Source organism: [Haemophilus] ducreyi, from assembly GCF_900109315.1.
GTDB lineage: Bacteria > Pseudomonadota > Gammaproteobacteria > Enterobacterales > Pasteurellaceae > Haemophilus_B > Haemophilus_B ducreyi.
Genome location: NZ_FOJC01000001.1, coordinates 142,635 through 162,204, shown reverse-complemented (window position 1 = coordinate 162,204; position 19,570 = coordinate 142,635). Strand labels below are relative to the sequence as shown.

Sequence of the window (19,570 nt, the reverse complement as noted above, 5' to 3'; positions counted from 1 at the left end):
TTATGGCCTTGCATTTATGTTTTACTCTCTTAATTTTTTGTTCGATATTTTGAATGCTGTTTTAGCGCCTTACGAATTTGACGGATATTAGTGCGACGACGATTTTTAGTCACATCTACTTTTGTCTCTGTTTCTGCAGGTAAACCCACTAGATCACGCAAATAGTTGACTTGTTCTAATCCCATCTCTTCCCAACCACCACGCGGTAAACCTTTTTCTAACTTAATATTACCATAGCGAATACGAATCAAACGGCTAACTTCTACACCTTGAGATTCCCATAAACGCCGGACTTCCCGATTTCGGCCTTCAGTGAGTGTTACATCAAACCATTGGTTTAGACCTGTACCACCAACAGCTTTAATTTGCTTAAAGTTTGCCGGACCATCTTCCAATTGCACACCTTTACGTAAACGTTGCAACATCGCGTCATCAACCTGCCCAAAAACACGCACTGAATATTCACGTTCCACTTCATGACTTGGATGCATTAAACGGTTGGCTAAATCCCCATCTGTAGTAAATAATAATAACCCTGAAGTGTTAATATCTAAACGACCTACTGCAATCCAACGCGAGCCCGTTAAACGCGGTAAGCGATCAAATACTGTAGCGCGACCTTCTGGATCAGCACGGGTACAAAGTTCACCTTCAGGCTTGTAATACATTAATACACGACAAATTTCTTTTTGAGCGGCCACTAAGTTAATTAAAGTACCATCAATACGGATTTTAGTCGTAGCATTAACGTGTACCCGATCACCTAACGAGGCAATCTTACCATCAACACTCACACGCCCAGCTGCAATGACTTCTTCTAACTCACGGCGAGATCCTTGCCCTGCCCGCGCTAAGATTTTTTGTAATTTTTCACCGACTATCTTGGTTTTTTTATCCTGTAGCATTTGCTCAGAAGCGGGTAATTTTAGCGTTGATTTTGCAACTGAATTAGCCGTTAAACGTACCGCTTTACTTCGATTCTTAACAGACTTTTTATGCGTTTTATTTTCACTCTTTTTAAAAGAGGTTATATCATCTTGTTGTCTGCTTTTGAAAGAAACAGGGCGCTTGTTAGCTGCTTTTTTGTGAAATGTTGTCATTAGGATTCCTTATTGTCGCTCTCACGAGCGTCGTGTTATATGAGAAATATTTCTTAGTATTAATTAAATGGGCTGAGATCACCTGAACCTTCACGCAAAATCATTGGAGTATCGCCTGTTAAATCAACTACCGAGGTCGGCTGTTACCCTAAATAACCGCCGTGAATAATCAGATCCACTCGATGCTCTAAATGTTGGCGGATTTCATCCGGATCAGATTCCGTTATTTCAGTATCAGGCAACATTAATGAACAAGAAAGAATCGGTTCACCTAACGCAGAAATTAATGCTAATGCAATCGTATTATTTGGAACTCTAATACCAATTGTTTTACGCTTTGTCATTAATCTACGTGGCACATCTTTAGTTGCAGGAAAAATAAAAGTGTAAGGATTAGGTGTATTGTTTTTAATCAGACGATACAACTGATTAGTCACCAATGCATAAGTTGAAAGTTCAGCTAGATCACTACAAACAAATGTAAAATTATGGTTTTCTGGCAACTTACGGATAGCAACAATTCTATCCATTGCATGTTTCTCACCTATTGCGCAGCCTAATGCATAGCCTGAATCTGTTGGATAAATAATCACGCCACCATTTTTAATAATTTCAACCGCTTGATTAATTAAACGAACCTGTGGATTATCAGGATGAATATAGAAAAATTGACTCATTGCATCATACCCTTCTAAAAAATATCAATTGATGATTATACATCAAGCCGACTATATTCTCTAAATAATTCTGATTTCAAGTAAATATACTCATACTTAAAGCACTTTAAAACGTTGCTGAATAAAAGTAATATACCGCTAACATTGATTCATCATAGCCAATTAGCACCGAAAATATGAAAAAAAACATTTATGATACGCCAATTTTCTTCGAACGTTATCAACAATTACGCCAAAATCCATTCAGCCTAAATGAAATCGTTGAAAAGCCAACGATGTTTTCCTTATTACCCACGTTAACTAACAAAAAAATACTAGATTTAGGCTGCGGTACAGGCTCACATTTAGCGCATTATTTAATGTTAGGGGCAAGCAAAGTAGTTGGGCTTGACTTATCAGAACGAATGCTAACTGAAGCACAACAAAAACTGAGCCAACATTCATCAACCAAATCGGCTTTTTCACTCCATTGTTTACCGATGGAACGTTTAAATGAGCTAGAAGAACAGCAGTTTGATATTGTAACAAGCTCATTTGCTTTCCATTATATTCAAGATTTTGCTAATTTATTAGCCAATATTGCAATAAAAATGACCGCTAACGGCACCCTTATCTTTTCACAAGAACATCCGATTGTGACGTGTTATCGAACCGGATATCGTTGGGAAAAAAATGAAAAAAAACAACAGGTCGCCTATCGACTAAACTATTACCGCGAGGAAGGTGAACGAGATAGAAACTGGTTCCAACAGTCATTTAAAACTTACCATCGCACTATGGCAAGCATTATTAATCAATTAATTCAAGCAGGATTTGAAATTAAACAAATAGAAGAGCCTATGTTAGCTGAACAAACTAAATGGCATCAGGAATTTAAAGACTTGCAACATCGACCACCGTTACTTTTTATCAAAGCAATTAAAAAGTGAACATCTAATGACAAAAATTAAGACACCGGTGATTGATAATCAGGCATCGGATCAACATCAAGAATGATTTCTTGCTCAGGCTCTACGATTTGTGGTGCTGATTCATCTATTGAATGGTGCAGATCATTTTCTGCATCTTCTGATATTGCCGGCGGTTTCTCATCATCTTCACGTTCTTCTTGTTCGGTTAATGATGTTGCTCCAGAAGGTATTCCGTTAGGCAGATTTTGTTGTCTTTGTTCTTGAGTGACTAGATCCTCAGAGGAAGACGTGACTTTCTCGCGATATTCTGCTGAATAATGCACCGCTTGTGCCGCACCTTCTATTTTTTTAGTAATTAATTTATGACTAAATTCCACCTTCGGATCAAGCCAAATCGCTAGCATTGCATCATTAAACTCATGATTAAATTCTTGTTCTATTACTTGATCATTCAAAACAAAATAGCCATGATCTGATAATGCAATATAACTTAAAGCATCTCCAGATTTTAAATCTGGCAGAATTTTACGTAATCGATCAATCACAACATTTTGTTCAGATAATGCAATACCTAAATTGGCCCAAGATTTAGCAACAGAAATAGCAAAATCACGTCCATCAACCGGTTTATTATATCTTAACGTCAGCATAATAGGACGTTCTTGTGGCTTATATTCCCCCGTTTCAGTAAAAAGTGAAATATTACAAATCTTGAAAGGCCCCCAAGTATAATCAACATCATTGATTTTTTGCCATTTTGCTATTGCTGTACTACTTAACATAGCTAAGCCTAAAATTAATAGTCCTTTATAATGCATTATCCTGCCCTTCATCATCTAAATTACGGACTATTATAATTCATCATCAATAAACACGGTAAAAATTTTATGATCCTGCTCAAACATTAAATACAATATTCACATTTGACTATAAATCAATAATGATTTTAGCTGTTATCTAAACAGCGTGAATTAACCACTAAGCCCCCAAATAGCTATAAAAAACCCAGCCTTCTGACTGGGTTTTTAAATAACTAAAGATTATTCAGCAACTACGTTTACTGTTACCATTGCATTTACTTCAGCGTGAAGATGAACTTTAACTTCATGTTCGCCAGTAGTACGAAGTGGACCTTCGCCTAAACGAACTTCTGATTTAGTTACTTCAATACCTGCTGCAACCAATGCATCAGCAATATCTTTTGCTGAGATTGAACCAAATAAACGACCATCATCACCTGCTGTTGCAGATACAGATACTGCTCCAATAGCTGCAATTTTAGCTGCACGCTCTTTTGCTGCAGATAAAACAGCGGCCGCTTTAGCTTCTAACTCTGCGCGACGTGCTTCAAAATGCGCAATATTCGCCGCAGTAGCCATAACAGCTTTACCTTGTGGAATTAAAAAGTTACGTGCATAACCTGATTTAACTGTCACTTGGTCACCCACTGTTCCCAAGTGAGCAACTTTGTCTAATAAAATAACTTGCATTGTACTCGACCTCTCTATTACTGATGATTGTCAGTGTATGGAAGTAACGCTAAATAACGAGCGCGCTTAATTGCACGAGCTAATTGACGTTGATACTTCGCACGAGTACCTGTGATACGGCTAGGAACAATCTTGCCGCTTTCAGAAATATAGTTCTTTAATGTAGCGATATCTTTGTAATCGATTTCAACAACATTTTCCGCTGTGAAACGGCAGAACTTACGACGACGGAAATAACGTGCCATTTGGCTTCTCCTGATCTATAAATTCAATTTGTTCGGTATGTAGCACTAATTTCGATAACCCATTATAATCTTTATGAGTATGAATGAAACCAGATATTTTTACTTTATCACCGAGCTTAATTTGTTGGGTTATTAAACTAAATTGATAGCCATTTAAAATCACTTGGATTTTACACCACACTTGCCGTTCTAAATTAACTTCCATTTTATTTGAACGATGTTCAAGCCAAAAACTATAATTTGGAATACCTAGTGGGCTTTGGCTTTGCTTAACTATGCTAGCGACAATACCAGTTAACGTTAAGCAATTATCAATTAGCGAATTATTCGCTGGCTTCCTTTGATTCAACTTCAGCTACCACTTCAGTAGTTTTGCTTTCTTTAGCTTTCGCCATTAATGAAGCTTCTTTTACTACAGCTTTAGTGTGAACGATTAAGTTACGAAGAACTGCATCGTTATAACGGAAGTTAGTTTCTAACTCATCGATTACACTTTTAGGTGCTTCTACATTCATTAACACATAATGTGCTTTGTGAAGTTTATTGATTGGGTATGCTAATTGACGACGACCCCAATCTTCTAAGCGATGAACTTGACCGCCAGCCTCTGTTACAGACGCTGTATAACGTTCAATCATTGCTGGTACTTGTTCGCTTTGGTCTGGATGAACCATAAAAACGATTTCGTAGTGACGCATTGACTATCCTTACGGGTTAGCAGCCTCCAACTTTAGCCAGTCACCAACTTGTGGAAGCAAGGATTAAAAAATAAATGTGACTGAATATCAGAATTATACAGATTTAACACTTGCAAGCAAGTAAAATTTAAGCGAAAAAAGTGGGCAAATTTGGTGATTACTTTACCAATCGCACCTATGCGATTGCATTCAAATATAGTAAACTTACGCAAACGTTTGCTTTTAACTCAGTTATATAGGAAGTCTAAATGAATATTTTAATTATTGGTAATGGCGGTCGCGAACACGCATTAGCTTGGAAAGCCCGTAAATCTCCACTTGCTAAAAAAGTGTTTGTTGCACCCGGCAATGCAGGAACGGCAAGAGAAGAAGGCATTGAAAATGTTGCAATCGCAAGCACAGATATCACCGCTTTGGTAGCCTTTGCAAAAGAAAATGCGGTCGGCTTGACAATTGTAGGCCCGGAAGCACCTTTAGTCGCTGGCGTTGTTGATGCTTTTAGGGCAAATGGTTTAAAGATTTTTGGTCCGACACAAGCAGCCGCTCAGTTAGAAGGTTCAAAAGCCTTTACTAAAGATTTTTTAGCGCGCCACAAAATACCAACGGCTGAATATCAAAATTTTACTGAAATAGCGCCCGCTTTAGCTTATTTAAAAACAAAAGGCGCGCCTATTGTGATTAAAGCAGATGGCTTAGCTGCGGGTAAAGGCGTGATTGTGGCGATGACATTAACTGAAGCAGAAGAAGCGGTAAAAGATATACTATCAGGCAATGCATTTGGCGATGCCGGTAGCCGTGTCGTGATCGAAGAATTTCTTGATGGCGAAGAAGCTAGTTTTATCGTAATGGTAGACGGTGAAAATGTGGAAGCGATGGCAACTTCACAAGATCATAAACGTGTTGGAGAAGGCGATACAGACTTAAATACGGGTGGAATGGGGGCTTACTCGCCCGCACCTGTTGTTACACCCACTATTCATAATCGAATTATGGAAGAGATTATTTATCCGACTGTACGCGGTATGGCTGCTGAAAATAATCCATATACTGGCTTTTTATATGCTGGCTTAATGATTATGCCTGATGGCCAAGCTAAAGTGATTGAATTTAACTGTCGTTTTGGCGATCCAGAGACACAACCGATTATGATGCGTTTGGAATCAGATTTAATCGAACTCTGCTTAAAAGCTTGTGAAGGCAAGTTAGATACGATTAAATCAGTATGGTGTAAGCAAGCTGCATTAGGCATTGTATTAGCAGCTGAAGGCTATCCTGCAGATTATCGCAAGGGCGATGAAATTACCGCTATTCCCACTACAACTCCATCACACAAGGTTTTTCTAGCGGGTGTCGAAGAAAAGGCGGGTAAATTAGTCACTAATAGTGGTAGAGTATTATGTGCAACGGCTTTAGGTAATTCAGTGTATGAAGCTCAACAACAAGCATTGAAATTGGCTGAACAAATTAATTGGCAAGGGCGTTTCTATCGTGCCGATATTGGTTATCGTGCCGTACAGCGCGAAAAAGCATAACATAATTAATGGCGATGTTATCCGCTTAAATAAGCGGTCACTTTTTCCATTTTAACAAATAAAAGTGACCGCTTGTTGTAATAAGTTAAGATGTTTGTAATTTACTCCAATTGTATAATCCATACAATGAGTTGAGTAAATAAGCTACATACATTAGATACATTGCAGGGGTTTCTGCCCATAGCAAAATGGATAATATATTTAAGGCAATCCATAAAATCCATTGCTCACGATAACGTAAAATCATAAGTAGCTGTGCAGTAAATGTGGTTATGGTTGTCAAACCATCTAAGCCCGTTGAACTTCCGCCCGCAACCTTTAACGCCTGAATAAATAACAGGGTCGATACTGTAATCCCCAACAGTAAAATTATCCAACCTTTTAAACTTAAAGACTTAGCAATCACGGCAGTACTGCCTTTGCTATCTTGTTGCAAATTTGCTTTCCAAACAAAATAGCCAATAAATTGAGCCGGTAAATAGACATAAAGTACGCTGTTCATTTCACCGATAAAATTATTGCCCCAAGCAACATAAAAATAAGTATAGGCAAAAATTAAACCAAAGAAATAATTACTTATTTTGCCTTTACTGACTAACACCACACAAATTAATCCTGCTATACCAGAGATCATTGCTAGCGCTGAATCAGGGGATTGAATATAAGCCCAAATTTGCGCCGCGATAAAAAATAGCAACCAAATAACTTCAAAGGGCTTCCAACCGCTAATTTCTTGTTTAATAAAATTGTAAACTATATATCTATTCATACCCCACCTTAAAATGTAATATAATTCCGAATAATTTTGCTAAAAAAAACACAAGATGTAAAATATAAATTACATATTTACTTAAAATGAAAAAATAGGACCGCTTTCGCAATCCTTTTATTAAAATTATAAATTATTTAAACGTACTTCAATCAATAATTTATCTTGCTCATCGGCTAAGGCTAGCGCTTGTTTATAAGCTTGTTTAGCTTGCTCGCTATCGCCTTTTATCGCAAAAATATCCCCCCTTAATAAGTGCTTACGTTGCTCCCAAGCAGGCTCTTTAAGCTGTGCTAAAGTTGCAAGCGCCGTATCATATTCTTTTAATTGAAAATCAACCATTGCTAATCTGAAACGGATCACCGCTTGTAAAGTCATATCGGTTGTGCTAGTTAATGCATCAGTTAAAATAATTTTGGCTGTCGCAAAATCTGCTTTATCAACAGCTTGTCTGGCTTGTTCTAATTGTGCGAAAGTAGCATAACTTGATGCTTTATGATCTTCAATAAATTTAACTAATAGCGGTTGATTTTTTTCAGGCGCTTGTAAATAACTTTCCATGACCGCTTGATAATTTTCTGACGTTTTTTGTGCAATTTGTAATTGATGATTCTTCCAAAAATTCCAACCAAAAGTCGCACAACAAGCAATAACAATCGCCACTAAAATTGGCGTGCCATTTTCTTTAAACCAATTTTTTGCTTCTTCAAACTGCTGTTCTTCTGTTTTATTTAAATATTCATTACTCATACAATCTCCTTTGTTGTAGTTTTAATGCTGTATCGCTTAAAAACGTTTTGATAATTCTGCAAGTAAATCGGCTTGATCGATGCTGATCTGTTCGCTACTGTTTTGTAACTCTTTTAGCACTATTGTTTGCGTAGCGAGCTCACTTTCACCAATAACCAATGCGATTTTAGCTTCGACTTTGTCTGCACGTTTAAACTGTTTCTTAAAATTACCGCCTGAACAATGTGTCATCACGCGTAATTGCGGTAATGCATTACGAATTTGCTCAGCAATTTGAAATGCCTTTAACGTTGTATTATCGCCAGCATAAACAAGATAAATATCAACCGCTTTTGGCAAGCTCATCGTTTTATTTACTTCTTGAACGAGTAATACTAAGCGTTCTAATCCTATTGCAAAACCAACGCCTTGGGTTGCATATCCGCCAAGTTGTTCAACTAAGCCATCATAACGCCCACCACCACAAACGGTACCTTGCGAACCTAAGGCAGAGGTAACCCATTCAAATACTGTTTTATTATAATAATCTAAACCGCGTACTAATTTTGGGTTGACTTCATAACGAATCCCCATTGCATCTAGCAACTGACATAATTGTGCAAAATGCTGACGACTTTCTTCGTCTAAATAATCTAATAACTTAGGCGCATCATTTAACACTGCTTGCAAAGCTTGGTTTTTAGTGTCTAAAATTCTTAATGGATTTTTAACTAAACGTTCTTTTTCTTCATCATTCATTAACGCGGTATGATTTGCTAAAAAATCTACTAATGCTGTACGATAATTAGCACGAGCAGCTAAAGAACCAATGGAGTTTAATTGCAAAGAAAGGTGTTGTTCAATGCCTAATGCTTGCCATAAGCGGGCAGTTAAGAGAATTAATTCTACATCAATTTCTGGATTAGCAATACCAAAAACTTCTACGCCTGCTTGGTGAAATTGACGATAACGACCTTTTTGAGGTCGTTCATGGCGGAACATTGGTCCCATATACCATAAACGTTGTTCATTATTATAAATCCAACCATGCTGAATCGCTGCACGCACGCAACCGGCTGTACCTTCAGGCCGGAGTGTCAGTTGTTCATCATTATCCCAAAAAGTATACATTTCTTTTGAAACAACATCCGTCACTTCGCCGATGGCTCGAGCAAAAAGCGGGGTACTTTCGACAATTGGCATACGCACTTCAGAATAACCATAACTAGCCAATACATTGCGGACGTTGCTTTCTACCCATTGCCATAATGGGCTTTCTGTTGTTGCACAATCGTTCATACCACGAATTGCTTGAATTGTTTTTGCCACTGATCTTTCCTTTTTTATACAAACAACGGAATATATTTATTTAATAACATGCAAGCGGGCGATTTTGCCTTAAAATTGCATGTTATTAAATAAATATATTCCGTACTACTAAATTTAAATTTGCTCTATTGCAATACGATGATGCTGTTGTGCCACTTTAGCACGAATTTTAGCTTCTAACTGGTCAATGAGCTTATCATTATCAAACCGCTCTTTTTGACGAACGCCATCTAAATAAAAACCACTCATTTTATTCGATCCCGTTACCCCTAAATCAGACACTAATGCTTCACCTGGTCCATTTACGACACAACCAATAATGGATACATCCATCGGAGTTAAAATATCTTCAAGACGCTGTTCCAATGCATTTACGGTTGCAATCACATCAATTTCTTGCCGAGAACACGTTGGACAGGCAACAAAATTAATACCACGTGAACGAATACGCAACGATTTAAGAATATCAAAGCCGACTTTAACCTCATCAACAGGATCCGCCGCCAATGAAACTCGTAACGTATCGCCGATCCCTTCGGATAATAATAAGCCTAGCCCGATAGCGGATTTAACTGATCCTGCACGTGCCCCTCCAGCTTCCGTAATGCCTAGATGAATGGGTTGTTTAATCGCTTTGGCAAGTAAACGGTAAGATTCGACCGCTAAAAAGACATCCGATGCTTTAACACTTACTTTAAATTGATCAAAATTAAAACGATCCAAAATCTCTACATGTCGAAGTGCTGATTCTAATAAGGCTTGTGGTGTTGGCTCACCATACTTTTCTTGCAAATCGCGTTCTAATGATCCCGCATTTACGCCTATACGAATGGGGATATTCTTATCTTTGGCACAATCCACTACGGCTCGGATACGTTCTTCATTACCAATATTTCCTGGATTAATACGTAAACAATCCACGCCATATTCAGCCACTTTTAATGCAATTCGATAGTCAAAATGAATATCTGCCACTAATGGCACATTTACCTGTTGTTTGATCACTTTAAACGCTTCTGCTGCATCCATTGTTGGCACAGATACCCGTACAATATCGGCGCCCACTCGCTCAAGCGCTTTAATTTGAGCAATAGTCGCTTCAATATCTGTAGTACGAGTATTCGTCATAGATTGGACTGCAATTGGTGCATCGCCTCCCACAGGCACATTACCAACATAAATTTTTGTCGATTGACGACGTTTAATAGGAACTTCTTTTAACATTTTCTCGTTACTGTTGTACTAGAGGTAATTTAATTCGCGCGACTCGCCCATCAATTTTAAGGAGTACGGGCTCGCCTTTATAATAAATTTTTACATTTGCTGGCGCGCCGATAGTGAGGTGATATTGTTCGTTGCCATTAAACGTTAATACTTCACCATTTGCATACAGTTTTTCTACTAGGCTTTTTTTACTGTTCGGAACCTTAACGGCGATCCAACTTTCTTTGCCTGTAATTTCAATACGCAATTCGTCATTGCTCGTTGCAACCTCTTGAGTATCAGGCAATGATGGTTTAATCGCGTCTGCTGCCGCAACTTCTGGATTAATTTGCTGTAAAATATTAACCGGTTCATCCAAGGCTTCTATTGTGCCAAGAGTCGTACTCGGTGGTGATGAATGCAATTCGGTCTTGACAGAAGATTGCGATTGTTCTGCTATGTTTGCCTCAAGCGTTGACGGCTGTTCAGGTTCTACTAACGCTGTTAGCAAGGCACTAGGCTCTTCTTGGGTAACATTATTAACAAATTGTTCTCTACTTTTTTGTTCTTGTTGATAATCTTGCCACCACCAAAGTAATGTCATACTAATTGCCGCAAGTAAAATTAATACCGTAATTGATTTTACCCATTTTGTTTGTGATTTATGCTCTGTGGTTGTAGCTGAAGCCATATTGCTCACTTCTTTAGGTAAAATCACTTCACCATAATTAACATTATCACCCCATTCCTTTGGCAAACGTAAGAAACGTAAGTAGTTACGTACATAACCACGCACAAAAGTTGGCGCAACATTCTGTAAAATAAAAATATCGTTTTCTAATGCTTCGATATGTGATTTTTTTAAATTCGTCTTTTTTGCAACATCTTCAATAGTTAAGTTTAGTGCTTCACGGGCTTGTTTTAATTTGTGACCTAACGAATGTTTGGCTTGATTTTCTTGCTTTGGATTAATTGATTCAGTCATAACTAAGCTCTTCATTAAAAAGTGACACAAAATTAGTAAGGAGTTTAAAGATGTAACGCCTGTTTTGCAATCGTAACAAGCAAATTCATACAATTTTTTTAGAATAAGCGCTTAAATTTATGAAACTTTTTGCAAATAGGCTCAGAAACTTTAAAATCTCTGATATAAGCCAAAGTTTATCACGACAAAGTGATTAAAATATTTGATTATTGGTATAACACATTGATTGTGTGTTAAGGGATTGATCAACACAAATGGTTTCTAATATGATTCTCGATAAAAATAGTTGTCGCTTATTTAAACAGAACTTTGCTTCTGGAGTGGTCGTTTTGAATTATTTTTATGTGCGGGCATCATCTGCGCGGTCATTCAAATCATACTAGGGTCGTTGCGGGCTGGAAGCATTACTAATTATATTCCGATTGCAGTGATTGAAGGAATGTTAGCCGGTATTGGTATTTTAATTATTACTTCTCAATTGCCTTATGCTTTTGGTAATAAACATTTATTTAATGAATTATCGTTAAGTTTTATCAATATCCATTTAGGTTCATTAATTATTTCTTTATTGTCGTTACTCATGATGCTTGGTTGGGAGCGCTCTGCAACATTAAAAAGCATAAAAATGTTGCCGTCCGCCTTGATCGCCGTAATCATGAGTATCGGTTTGAATAAGTTGTTTGCCGGTACACCTTTAGCCATACCTGAAAGTCAACTGGTGCAACTGCCTATCGCACACAGTTGGGCGGAAATCGGCGACTTGCTCTATTTTCCTGATTGGGCGGGTTTTCATTATTCGATAGTTTGGAGCACAGGCATAACGATGGCAATAGTCGCTTCAATTGAAACATTACTGTCGATTGAAGCCGCCGATCGCATAGATAGCAAGCGTCGCATTACAGATACCAACCAAGAATTAAAAGCGCAAGGTATAGGTAATCTAGTTTCAGCATTAATGGGTGGATTACCGATTACTGCTGTGATTGTTTGATCTTCTGCAAACGCAAATGCGGGCACAACCCATAAAATATCAAGTATATTGCACGGGCTGTTATTGTTAGTTTGTGTACTGACTATTCCGACTATGCTTAATCAAATTCCATTAGCAACCTTAGCTGCGGTACTTATTTTAGTTGGTTATAAATTAACACGACCGGCTGTTTTTCAGCATTTTTGGCAAAAAGGACTTTATCAATTTATCCCTTTTCTAACGACCGCTATCGCAGTGGTTGCGCTGGATTTATTAAAAGGAGTTGGCTTAGGCTTAATCATCAGTATTTTATTTATTCTACAAGGCAATATGAAACGTGCCTATTATTTGAGCCGAGAAGAATTAGCCAATGCCAACTATATAAAAATAAGATTAGCTGAAGAAGTGTCTTTTCTAAATAAAGCCGCCATCAAAAAAACGTTAAAAAATATTCATCCCAATGCCAAAGTAATTATTGATGCCACACAAACCACTTATATTGCTTCAGATGTTTTAGAATTAATTGAAGACTTTGTCAACATTACCTCAAGAGAAAATAACATTCGGGTTTATTTAAAAGGTTTTAAATCAGATTACAATAATCAGGAAATCGGGCACGCTAGCCATATTACAGTCGAACACAGTCGCCGGATCTAAGATAGGTAAATTAAATAGCGGTTGAATTAAAGCATAATTTTACATCATTCAACCGCTTATTTATGTAATGATTAACTTGCTAAATGTTGCTTCGCTACTTCAATAGCTTCTTTCACACGGTTTGGGTTAACACCGCCTTTAGCACTGCGTTTTGCCAAACAAGAATGTAAAGAAAAAATGGCATAAACCTCTTGATCAATAACTGAATGAAATTGTTTAAATTCTGTTACAGATAATGCTTCCAAGGGTTTACGTTGTTGAATTGCATAAACAACTGTTTCACCAACAATATGATGCGCTTCACGAAATGGAATACCCTTAGCCACTAAATAATCCGCTAATTCCGTTGCATTAGAATAGCCCTGTTGGGCAGCCTCACTCGTGCGCACAACATTAACATTAGTATCTTCTAAAACTAAAGTAGCCATCTCTAAACAGGCCTGCCAAGTTTCGACCGCATCAAAAATCCCTTCTTTATCTTCTTGCATATCTTTATTATAGGCTAAAGGCAAGCCTTTTAGTGTGGTTAATAAGCCAGACAATGCCCCAAATACGCGCCCTGATTTGCCTCTAATTAATTCGCAAGCATCTGGGTTTTTCTTTTGTGGCATTAAAGAAGAACCGGACGTAACACGATCAGATAATTCTAAAAAAGCAGATTCGCCACTATTAAAGAAAATCAAATCTTCTGCAAAACGTGACAAATGCACCATACTGATTGATGCACTGGCAAGTAACTCTAGCAGGTGATCACGATCTGACACTGAATCCAAGCTATTACGGGTAGCGATCTCAAAATGAAGATCTTGTGCTAACTGATCCCGATCAATAGGATAAGCACTTCCCGCCAATGCACCACAACCTAATGGACAGGTATGCATACGCTGATAAGCATCTGTTAAGCGGGTGTAATCACGTTCTAACATCTCATAGTACGCCATACACCAATGTGCAAAACTAATCGGCTGTGCTCGTTGTAAATGGGTATAACCGGGCATTATTGTTTGTTGATTATCTTCAGCCGTTGCCACTAATTTGTGCTGTAAGTTACGGATACATTGCTGTAAAACGATTACTTGTACTTTACACCACATTTTCATATCTAATGCCACTTGATCATTTCGGCTTCTGCCAGTATGTAATTTCTTACCTAGATCACCGACTTTTTCAATTAATTTAGATTCTACCCAACTATGAATGTCTTCAGCTGCATCACGTAAAATAATTGCAATATTAGGTTCAATTTCCGCGCGTAATGTTTTTAAGGCATCCACTAATTTGGCACATTCTGCTTCAGTTAAAATGCCAACCGCCGTAATGGCCTTTGCCCAACCAATTGAGCCATCAATATCTTGTAACGCTAAACGATAGTCGAAACGTAATGAATCATTGAAAAATTTAAATTTTGCATCTGCTTCTTGCTGAAAACGCCCACCCCAAAGTGCCATATTATGTTCCTTTTCTGTCTGCTAACATTAAAAGCTATGTTTACCTCTACATACGCATCATTTTGCATAAATATGCAAAAATTTTCAATAATTATTTACACAAAGCCTTTTAATTTACTGATACGCACTCAGCGGTTGAATAAATTAGCTAGTAATAAGGTTATAACTTGACTAAATTTGCCATCTTGGCGATCAACCATTTAATTCCATTGCCAGCAAAAGCAATTTGTAACCGTGTCGCATCACCACTACCTTCAACATTAATCACCGTGCCTTGTCCAAACTTAGCGTGATTGACTTTTTGCCCCATTTGCCACTCACTATCAGCTAAGCAATTAGCGGTTGTTTTTATTGATGAATGAGCGGCAGATTGCGCGAAACTTGCAGCACGATTGATACTGCCGCGCAAACGGACTTCTCGAATGTGTTCAGTAGGCAACTCAGCAATAAAGCGGGAAGCGATATGCCGTTCTTCTTTGCCATATAAGCGGCGTAATTCTGCATAACTAATGGTAAGTTTTTGCTTAGCACGCGTGATACCCACATAAGCTAAACGACGTTCTTCTGGTAATCGACCTTCATCAAAACTGATGCCACTAGGGAAAAGGCCTTCTTCCATTCCCACTATAAAGACTCTTGGAAACTCTAGCCCTTTTGCTGCATGTAATGTCATTAATTCAACATAATCTTGGTGCAGTGATGCTTGATTTTCTCCCGCTTCTAGTGATGCATGCGTTAGGAAAGCGGTCAGATCTGATAGCTCAATTGCCTCATCAGGCTTGCAAAACTCTTTGGTGGCAGTGATAAGCTCTGCTAAGTTTTCAATCCGCACTTCGCCCTTTTCGCCTTTTTCTTGTTTATACATCTCGTATAAACCTGATGTTTTAATCACAAAATCAGTTTGTTCACAGAGTGACATTTGCGTGGTTTCTTGCTCAAGCGCATTAATCAGTTCAACAAAACGCAACAATGCGGAGACAGCACGCGCAGAGAGATGTTGTTCTTGAATAGCAATTTGAACCGCTTGCCATAGCGTTACTTGCCGGCTACGAGTCAATTGACGCAATCCTTCCAATGTGCGATCGCCTATGCCTCTTGGCGGCGTATTAATTACTCTCTCAAATGCTGCATCATCATCACGATTGCTGATCAAACGTAAATAAGCTAACGCATCTTTAATTTCTTGCCGTTCAAAAAAACGCATTCCGCCATAAATTCGATAAGGAATATTCGCCTGAATTAAGGCTTCTTCAATGACGCGTGATTGACTATTACTACGGTAAAGTATCGCACAATCATTTAAGCTACCTTGCTCTTCTTTCCACTGCTTGATCTGCGATGCAACAAAGCGCGCTTCATCTAATTCGTTAAATGCACAGTAAATATCAACGGGGTCGCCGTCGCCTTTATCTGTCCAAAGATTTTTGCCTAAGCGGTCATTATTGTTGGCAATTAATTGATTAGCTGATGCCAGAATATGGCCTGTAGAACGATAATTTTGCTCTAAACGAATTGTTTGTGCTTGACGATAATCTTGCAAAAAGCGTTGAATATTTTCAACTTGTGCACCTCGCCAGCCATAAATGGATTGATCATCATCACCAACAATCATCACATTGCCGGTTTTACCCGCAAGTAGCTGAATCAAATCATATTGAATATGGTTAGTGTCTTGAAATTCATCAATTAAAATTTGCTGAAAGCGGTGTTGATAACGCTCTAAAATCACTCGGTTATTTTTAAATAATTCATAAGCACGAATTAATAATTCAGCAAAGTCTAATAAACCTGCACGATCACAAGCCTCTTGATAAATTTGATAAATTTGGATTAACTTTTTCTCATTAGCATCGTTATGGTGATTTATATCCTTTGCCCGCATTCCTTTATCTTTTTGTGCATTGATATACCAAGCGACTTGCTTTGGTGGGAAATATTTTTCATCAAAATTATGTAACTTCAATAAACGTTTTAGTAACCGTAATTGATCTTCTGTATCCATAATTTGAAAATCTTGTGGCAAATTTGTATCAAGATAATGCGAACGAAGCAACCTATGTGCAATACTATGGAAAGTCCCCACCCACATACCAAATAAACGATGTTGGCTACTCATTGATAAGGTATATTCAATACGGTTTCGCATTTCAGCTGCGGCTTTATTGGTAAAAGTGACCGCTAAAATACTCGCTTCTGATATATGTTCAACACTCATTAACCAAGCAATTCTATGCGTTAATACCCGCGTTTTGCCAGAGCCTGCCCCTGCAAGCACTAAATAATTACCTAAAGGTGCTGAAACTGCCTGCCGTTGTTTATCATTCAACCCATCTAATAATAAAGAAAAATCCATACTTGCCTCATACGCTAATCAATGCACATTTATACAGTGAGTGGTATTATAGATCAAAGCGATTACTATCCGCTAAACTTAAATTCATCAAACCCGATAAATAAAATAAAAAAGCGGTCGAATTTGCCAAAAATTGTGCAAATTCGACCGCTTCTTCCCTAATTTACTTCACAAAGCGATCAAAGGTTAATTCATATTTATCGCCATCTCGGTGGTAAGAAATGTAACGAGGGAATTTCTCACCTTCGTATTTTTTTACCACCACCATTTTATCATCGCTCGTCATAAAGCTATACGTAATTTCTTGATATACTTGACCTTTAATTTTGATCTGTTTTTGATCTTTTTTCAAATTAACATTCAGCGTTGGATATAATTTTTTACCATTCGTTGTTTGAAAATTTTCCGGTAACTTATCGTAATAACTTAATTGAAAAGCTAACGTAAATAAATCAAAGGTTGGCATAGTGAGCGCTTCTTCCGCCAACGGCCCTTTCGCTTTCCCATATTTAATCTGCGTTGAATCAATCTCTGCTAATGCATACGTTTTATCGTTACGCATATCACGATAACTTAACATATGAAATTGTTGATTATGTTCAATGCCTTTGGCAGAAAAAGTAATATTATATAATGGCACGTTAATCTTAGCTTGAATACTATATTGACCTTCCTCATTTTTGAAGTGTACATAGGCAGGCATTAAATAGTTTGAGCTGTATTTAATATTGTAATCTTCTGCTAAAACAGTTGAACTAAGCCCTAACGTTGTCATACATAACACGCTAAATTTTTGCCAAAATTTCATCTATTTTTCCTCTAATTGAGTCGTTTCAAATAAGCACAAAATTGCATTTTTATCACGTAATTGTTCCGCTTTTTCAACCTGCATTTTGGTTAAATGTGGCGAAAAATAATTAATAAAATCATACATATAATTACGTAAGAAAGTCCCACGATTAAATGCAATTTGCGTCATACTTGGCTGGAATAAATGGCTAGCATCTATTGCCACTAAATCATGATCACTCGCAGTATAGGCCATTGAGGCCATTATGCCTGCGCCTAATCCCAAACGAACATACGTTTTGATCACACCAGCATCCGTCGCTGTAAGCATTATTTTCGGCACAATACCGGCTTTATTAAATGCATGATCTAAATCAGATTGTCCTGTAAAGCCAAAAGTATATGTAATTAAATCATACTGGCTCAGTTCTTTGACCGTTAAATGATGGCTTTGGTTCGCAAACTTGGCTAATGGATGATCTGGTTTAACAATCACTGAACGATTCCATAAATAACAAGGCAATAAAATTGCCTCTTCAAAAAGATATTGTGCTTCCGTGATAATCGCTAAATCAACTTCACCCGCCATCAATGCATCATAAATTTGGCTTGGAGAACCTTGACATACATGTAAACTCACGGCGGGATATTTAGCCTTAAACTTTTCGATAATACTCGGCAACATATAACGAGCTTGTGTGTTAGTCGTGGCAATCCGCAACATGCCATAATTAGGACAGGTTTGTTCTTCAGCGACTGATTTAATGCTTTGTTCTTTTACTAATAATTCACGCGCAATTGACACAATTTTTGCACCCGCAGGAGTTAATCCTTTAAGATGCTTACCATTTCTTTCAAAAATATTAATTCCAAGCTCACTTTCTAATAAACGTACTTGCTTGCTAATACCCGGCTGTGAAGTATAAAGCGCCTCAGCTGCTTCAGTAATATTCAAATTTTGATTGACTATTTCAACAATATAGCGTAACTGCTGTAATTTCATAGCCTATTTCCTTTTACTATCTCAACTAACTCGCTAATTAAACTAATCTCATAGGTAGGGCGAATCGCGGTTTAATTGTGTTGTTGTGTTTGATTAAACCAACAAGTATCAAAACCGGCATTATGACCGCCTAAAATATCAGAAGCTAATGTATCACCAACCATCAGTACTTTGGTACGATCATATCCATCAATTAATTCAAAAGCATAATCAAATACCTGGCGATCAGGCTTAGCCACTCCAACTTGTTCTGAAACAACCACTATTTCAAAGAAATGTGCTGTATGGGTATTTTGTAAACGTTTTTGCTGTAATTTAGTAAAACCGTTGGTAATTATGCCCATTTTCACTTGGCCATATAATTCATTTAGCATCTCAATAACACCGGATAAAGGCTTACTGATTAATGCCATTTCAGCCATTAACTGTTGATTAAGCACTAAAGGATCAATACCCGTTTGTGCCGATAACTTTGCAAAACGGCGCATTTGAATATCTTTTGCAGTAATTTCATTATTTTGATAGGCAATCCAGAGTGGTTTATTCACCGCTTGAAAGGCATCATAATCAGCCTGACTAAAATCGATGGCATAACGTTTTAACATTATATTCAACGCCATATACGCTTTAAAAGAAAATAATGTTTCATCCGCATCAAATAACACCAACTCATATTTCATCA

17 protein-coding genes and 3 pseudogenes are annotated in these 19,570 nt (G+C 37.6%); 3 read left to right on the top strand and 17 right to left on the bottom strand.

The genetic code is table 11. The features are described 5' to 3' along the window. Nucleotides 1-29: 29 nt before the first annotated feature. Together rluB and BMX01_RS00790 are read right to left on the bottom strand one after the other, a co-directional pair. The gene (rluB, locus tag BMX01_RS00795) at nucleotides 30-1,100 is read right to left on the bottom strand and encodes a 23S rRNA pseudouridine(2605) synthase RluB (RefSeq protein ID WP_074647583.1); all 1,071 of its coding nucleotides are present in this window, start codon (nucleotides 1,098-1,100) and stop codon (nucleotides 30-32) included. A 59-nt stretch (nucleotides 1,101-1,159) separates the two neighbouring features. Continuing rightward, nucleotides 1,160-1,777: pseudogene (locus tag BMX01_RS00790) on the bottom strand (L-threonylcarbamoyladenylate synthase). Nucleotides 1,778-1,953: 176 nt separating this feature from the next. On the opposite strand from BMX01_RS00790, the gene BMX01_RS00785 reads away from it, so the two are divergent. Next, complete coding sequence (locus BMX01_RS00785) at nucleotides 1,954-2,706, top strand: class I SAM-dependent methyltransferase (protein ID WP_064081989.1); 753 nt, start codon at nucleotides 1,954-1,956, stop codon at nucleotides 2,704-2,706. 17 nt (nucleotides 2,707-2,723) lie between these two features. Here BMX01_RS00785 and BMX01_RS00780 read toward each other — a convergent pair whose 3' ends face one another. The 5 genes from BMX01_RS00780 to rpsF all read right to left on the bottom strand — a co-directional run bounded on the left by BMX01_RS00780 (nucleotide 2,724) and on the right by rpsF (nucleotide 5,121). Next, on the bottom strand, nucleotides 2,724-3,506 hold the full coding sequence (locus BMX01_RS00780) for a hypothetical protein (RefSeq protein ID WP_231087433.1): 783 nt from the start codon (nucleotides 3,504-3,506) through the stop codon (nucleotides 2,724-2,726). Between the two features lie 222 nt (nucleotides 3,507-3,728). Further along, nucleotides 3,729-4,178, bottom strand: coding sequence for a 50S ribosomal protein L9 (gene rplI / locus BMX01_RS00775; RefSeq protein WP_010944971.1), 450 nt, complete (start codon nucleotides 4,176-4,178; stop codon nucleotides 3,729-3,731). 17 nt (nucleotides 4,179-4,195) lie between these two features. Further along, nucleotides 4,196-4,423 carry a 30S ribosomal protein S18 gene (gene rpsR, locus BMX01_RS00770; protein WP_005598105.1) on the bottom strand — a complete coding sequence of 76 codons (228 nt, stop codon included), beginning with the start codon at nucleotides 4,421-4,423 and terminating at the stop codon, nucleotides 4,196-4,198. Next, complete coding sequence (gene priB, locus BMX01_RS00765; protein ID WP_064081990.1) at nucleotides 4,398-4,772, bottom strand: primosomal replication protein N; 375 nt, start codon at nucleotides 4,770-4,772, stop codon at nucleotides 4,398-4,400. The genes rpsR and priB overlap by 26 nt, the downstream gene beginning before the upstream one ends. Then, nucleotides 4,747-5,121: a 30S ribosomal protein S6 gene (gene rpsF / locus BMX01_RS00760; protein ID WP_064081991.1), complete on the bottom strand. Its 375-nt coding sequence runs from the start codon at nucleotides 5,119-5,121 to the stop codon at nucleotides 4,747-4,749. The genes priB and rpsF overlap by 26 nt, the downstream gene beginning before the upstream one ends. Nucleotides 5,122-5,369: 248 nt before the next feature. Here rpsF and purD point away from each other — a divergent pair, with 248 nt between their 5' ends. Then, complete coding sequence (purD, locus tag BMX01_RS00755; RefSeq protein ID WP_064081992.1) at nucleotides 5,370-6,653, top strand: phosphoribosylamine--glycine ligase; 1,284 nt, start codon at nucleotides 5,370-5,372, stop codon at nucleotides 6,651-6,653. Between the two features lie 85 nt (nucleotides 6,654-6,738). Here the strand turns inward: purD and pnuC are convergent, their stop codons facing one another. The 5 genes from pnuC to BMX01_RS00730 form a co-directional block, all read right to left on the bottom strand. After that, on the bottom strand, nucleotides 6,739-7,422 hold the full coding sequence (gene pnuC, locus BMX01_RS00750) for a nicotinamide riboside transporter PnuC (RefSeq protein WP_064081993.1): 684 nt from the start codon (nucleotides 7,420-7,422) through the stop codon (nucleotides 6,739-6,741). 126 nt (nucleotides 7,423-7,548) lie between these two features. Beyond that, nucleotides 7,549-8,172, bottom strand: coding sequence for a YfgM family protein (locus BMX01_RS00745; protein WP_064081994.1), 624 nt, complete (start codon nucleotides 8,170-8,172; stop codon nucleotides 7,549-7,551). 36 nt (nucleotides 8,173-8,208) lie between these two features. Beyond that, a complete protein-coding gene (hisS, locus tag BMX01_RS00740; RefSeq protein WP_064081995.1) occupies nucleotides 8,209-9,480 on the bottom strand; it encodes a histidine--tRNA ligase in 1,272 nt (423 codons plus the stop codon). Nucleotides 9,481-9,594: 114 nt separating this feature from the next. Continuing rightward, a complete protein-coding gene (gene ispG / locus BMX01_RS00735; protein ID WP_010944964.1) occupies nucleotides 9,595-10,704 on the bottom strand; it encodes a flavodoxin-dependent (E)-4-hydroxy-3-methylbut-2-enyl-diphosphate synthase in 1,110 nt (369 codons plus the stop codon). A 7-nt stretch (nucleotides 10,705-10,711) separates the two neighbouring features. Beyond that, entirely contained in the window at nucleotides 10,712-11,668 is a 957-nt protein-coding gene (locus tag BMX01_RS00730) for a RodZ domain-containing protein (protein ID WP_064081996.1), read from the bottom strand. A gap of 322 nt (nucleotides 11,669-11,990) precedes the next feature. Here BMX01_RS00730 and BMX01_RS00725 point away from each other — a divergent pair. Then, nucleotides 11,991-13,295 (top strand): annotated as a pseudogene (locus BMX01_RS00725) (SulP family inorganic anion transporter); the annotation flags it as partial. A gap of 71 nt (nucleotides 13,296-13,366) precedes the next feature. Here BMX01_RS00725 and argH read toward each other — a convergent pair. From argH to yjjG, 5 genes and pseudogenes are all read right to left on the bottom strand, one after another. Continuing rightward, the gene (gene argH / locus BMX01_RS00720) at nucleotides 13,367-14,743 is read right to left on the bottom strand and encodes an argininosuccinate lyase (RefSeq protein ID WP_074647578.1); all 1,377 of its coding nucleotides are present in this window, start codon (nucleotides 14,741-14,743) and stop codon (nucleotides 13,367-13,369) included. Between the two features lie 160 nt (nucleotides 14,744-14,903). Then, nucleotides 14,904-17,096, bottom strand: coding sequence for a DNA helicase II (gene uvrD / locus BMX01_RS00715; RefSeq protein ID WP_064081998.1), 2,193 nt, complete (start codon nucleotides 17,094-17,096; stop codon nucleotides 14,904-14,906). Nucleotides 17,097-17,259: 163 nt separating this feature from the next. Beyond that, nucleotides 17,260-17,904, bottom strand: a complete 645-nt coding sequence (locus BMX01_RS00710; RefSeq protein ID WP_064081999.1) for a hypothetical protein — start codon at nucleotides 17,902-17,904, stop codon at nucleotides 17,260-17,262. Next, complete coding sequence (cysB, locus tag BMX01_RS00705) at nucleotides 17,905-18,888, bottom strand: HTH-type transcriptional regulator CysB (protein ID WP_064082000.1); 984 nt, start codon at nucleotides 18,886-18,888, stop codon at nucleotides 17,905-17,907. Continuing rightward, a pseudogene (gene yjjG, locus BMX01_RS00700) lies at nucleotides 18,885-19,568 on the bottom strand (pyrimidine 5'-nucleotidase). The gene cysB and the pseudogene yjjG overlap by 4 nt, the downstream one beginning before the upstream one ends. Nucleotides 19,569-19,570: the final 2 nt, after the last annotated feature.

Excerpts from the sequence above, each read along its gene's own strand:
- rluB (WP_074647583.1), bottom strand. The coding sequence starts at position 1,100 with ATGACAACATTTCACAAAAAAGCAGCTAACAAGCGCCCTGTTTCTTTC.
- BMX01_RS00785 (WP_064081989.1), top strand. The coding sequence starts at position 1,954 with ATGAAAAAAAACATTTATGATACGCCAATTTTCTTCGAACGTTATCAA.
- BMX01_RS00780 (WP_231087433.1), bottom strand. The coding sequence starts at position 3,506 with ATGCATTATAAAGGACTATTAATTTTAGGCTTAGCTATGTTAAGTAGT.
- rplI (WP_010944971.1), bottom strand. The coding sequence starts at position 4,178 with ATGCAAGTTATTTTATTAGACAAAGTTGCTCACTTGGGAACAGTGGGT.
- rpsR (WP_005598105.1), bottom strand. The coding sequence starts at position 4,423 with ATGGCACGTTATTTCCGTCGTCGTAAGTTCTGCCGTTTCACAGCGGAA.
- rpsF (WP_064081991.1), bottom strand. The coding sequence starts at position 5,121 with ATGCGTCACTACGAAATCGTTTTTATGGTTCATCCAGACCAAAGCGAA.
- purD (WP_064081992.1), top strand. The coding sequence starts at position 5,370 with ATGAATATTTTAATTATTGGTAATGGCGGTCGCGAACACGCATTAGCT.
- pnuC (WP_064081993.1), bottom strand. The coding sequence starts at position 7,422 with ATGAATAGATATATAGTTTACAATTTTATTAAACAAGAAATTAGCGGT.
- BMX01_RS00745 (WP_064081994.1), bottom strand. The coding sequence starts at position 8,172 with ATGAGTAATGAATATTTAAATAAAACAGAAGAACAGCAGTTTGAAGAA.
- ispG (WP_010944964.1), bottom strand. The coding sequence starts at position 10,704 with ATGTTAAAAGAAGTTCCTATTAAACGTCGTCAATCGACAAAAATTTAT.
- BMX01_RS00730 (WP_064081996.1), bottom strand. The coding sequence starts at position 11,668 with ATGACTGAATCAATTAATCCAAAGCAAGAAAATCAAGCCAAACATTCG.
- argH (WP_074647578.1), bottom strand. The coding sequence starts at position 14,743 with ATGGCACTTTGGGGTGGGCGTTTTCAGCAAGAAGCAGATGCAAAATTT.
- uvrD (WP_064081998.1), bottom strand. The coding sequence starts at position 17,096 with ATGGATTTTTCTTTATTATTAGATGGGTTGAATGATAAACAACGGCAG.
- BMX01_RS00710 (WP_064081999.1), bottom strand. The coding sequence starts at position 17,904 with ATGAAATTTTGGCAAAAATTTAGCGTGTTATGTATGACAACGTTAGGG.
- cysB (WP_064082000.1), bottom strand. The coding sequence starts at position 18,888 with ATGAAATTACAGCAGTTACGCTATATTGTTGAAATAGTCAATCAAAAT.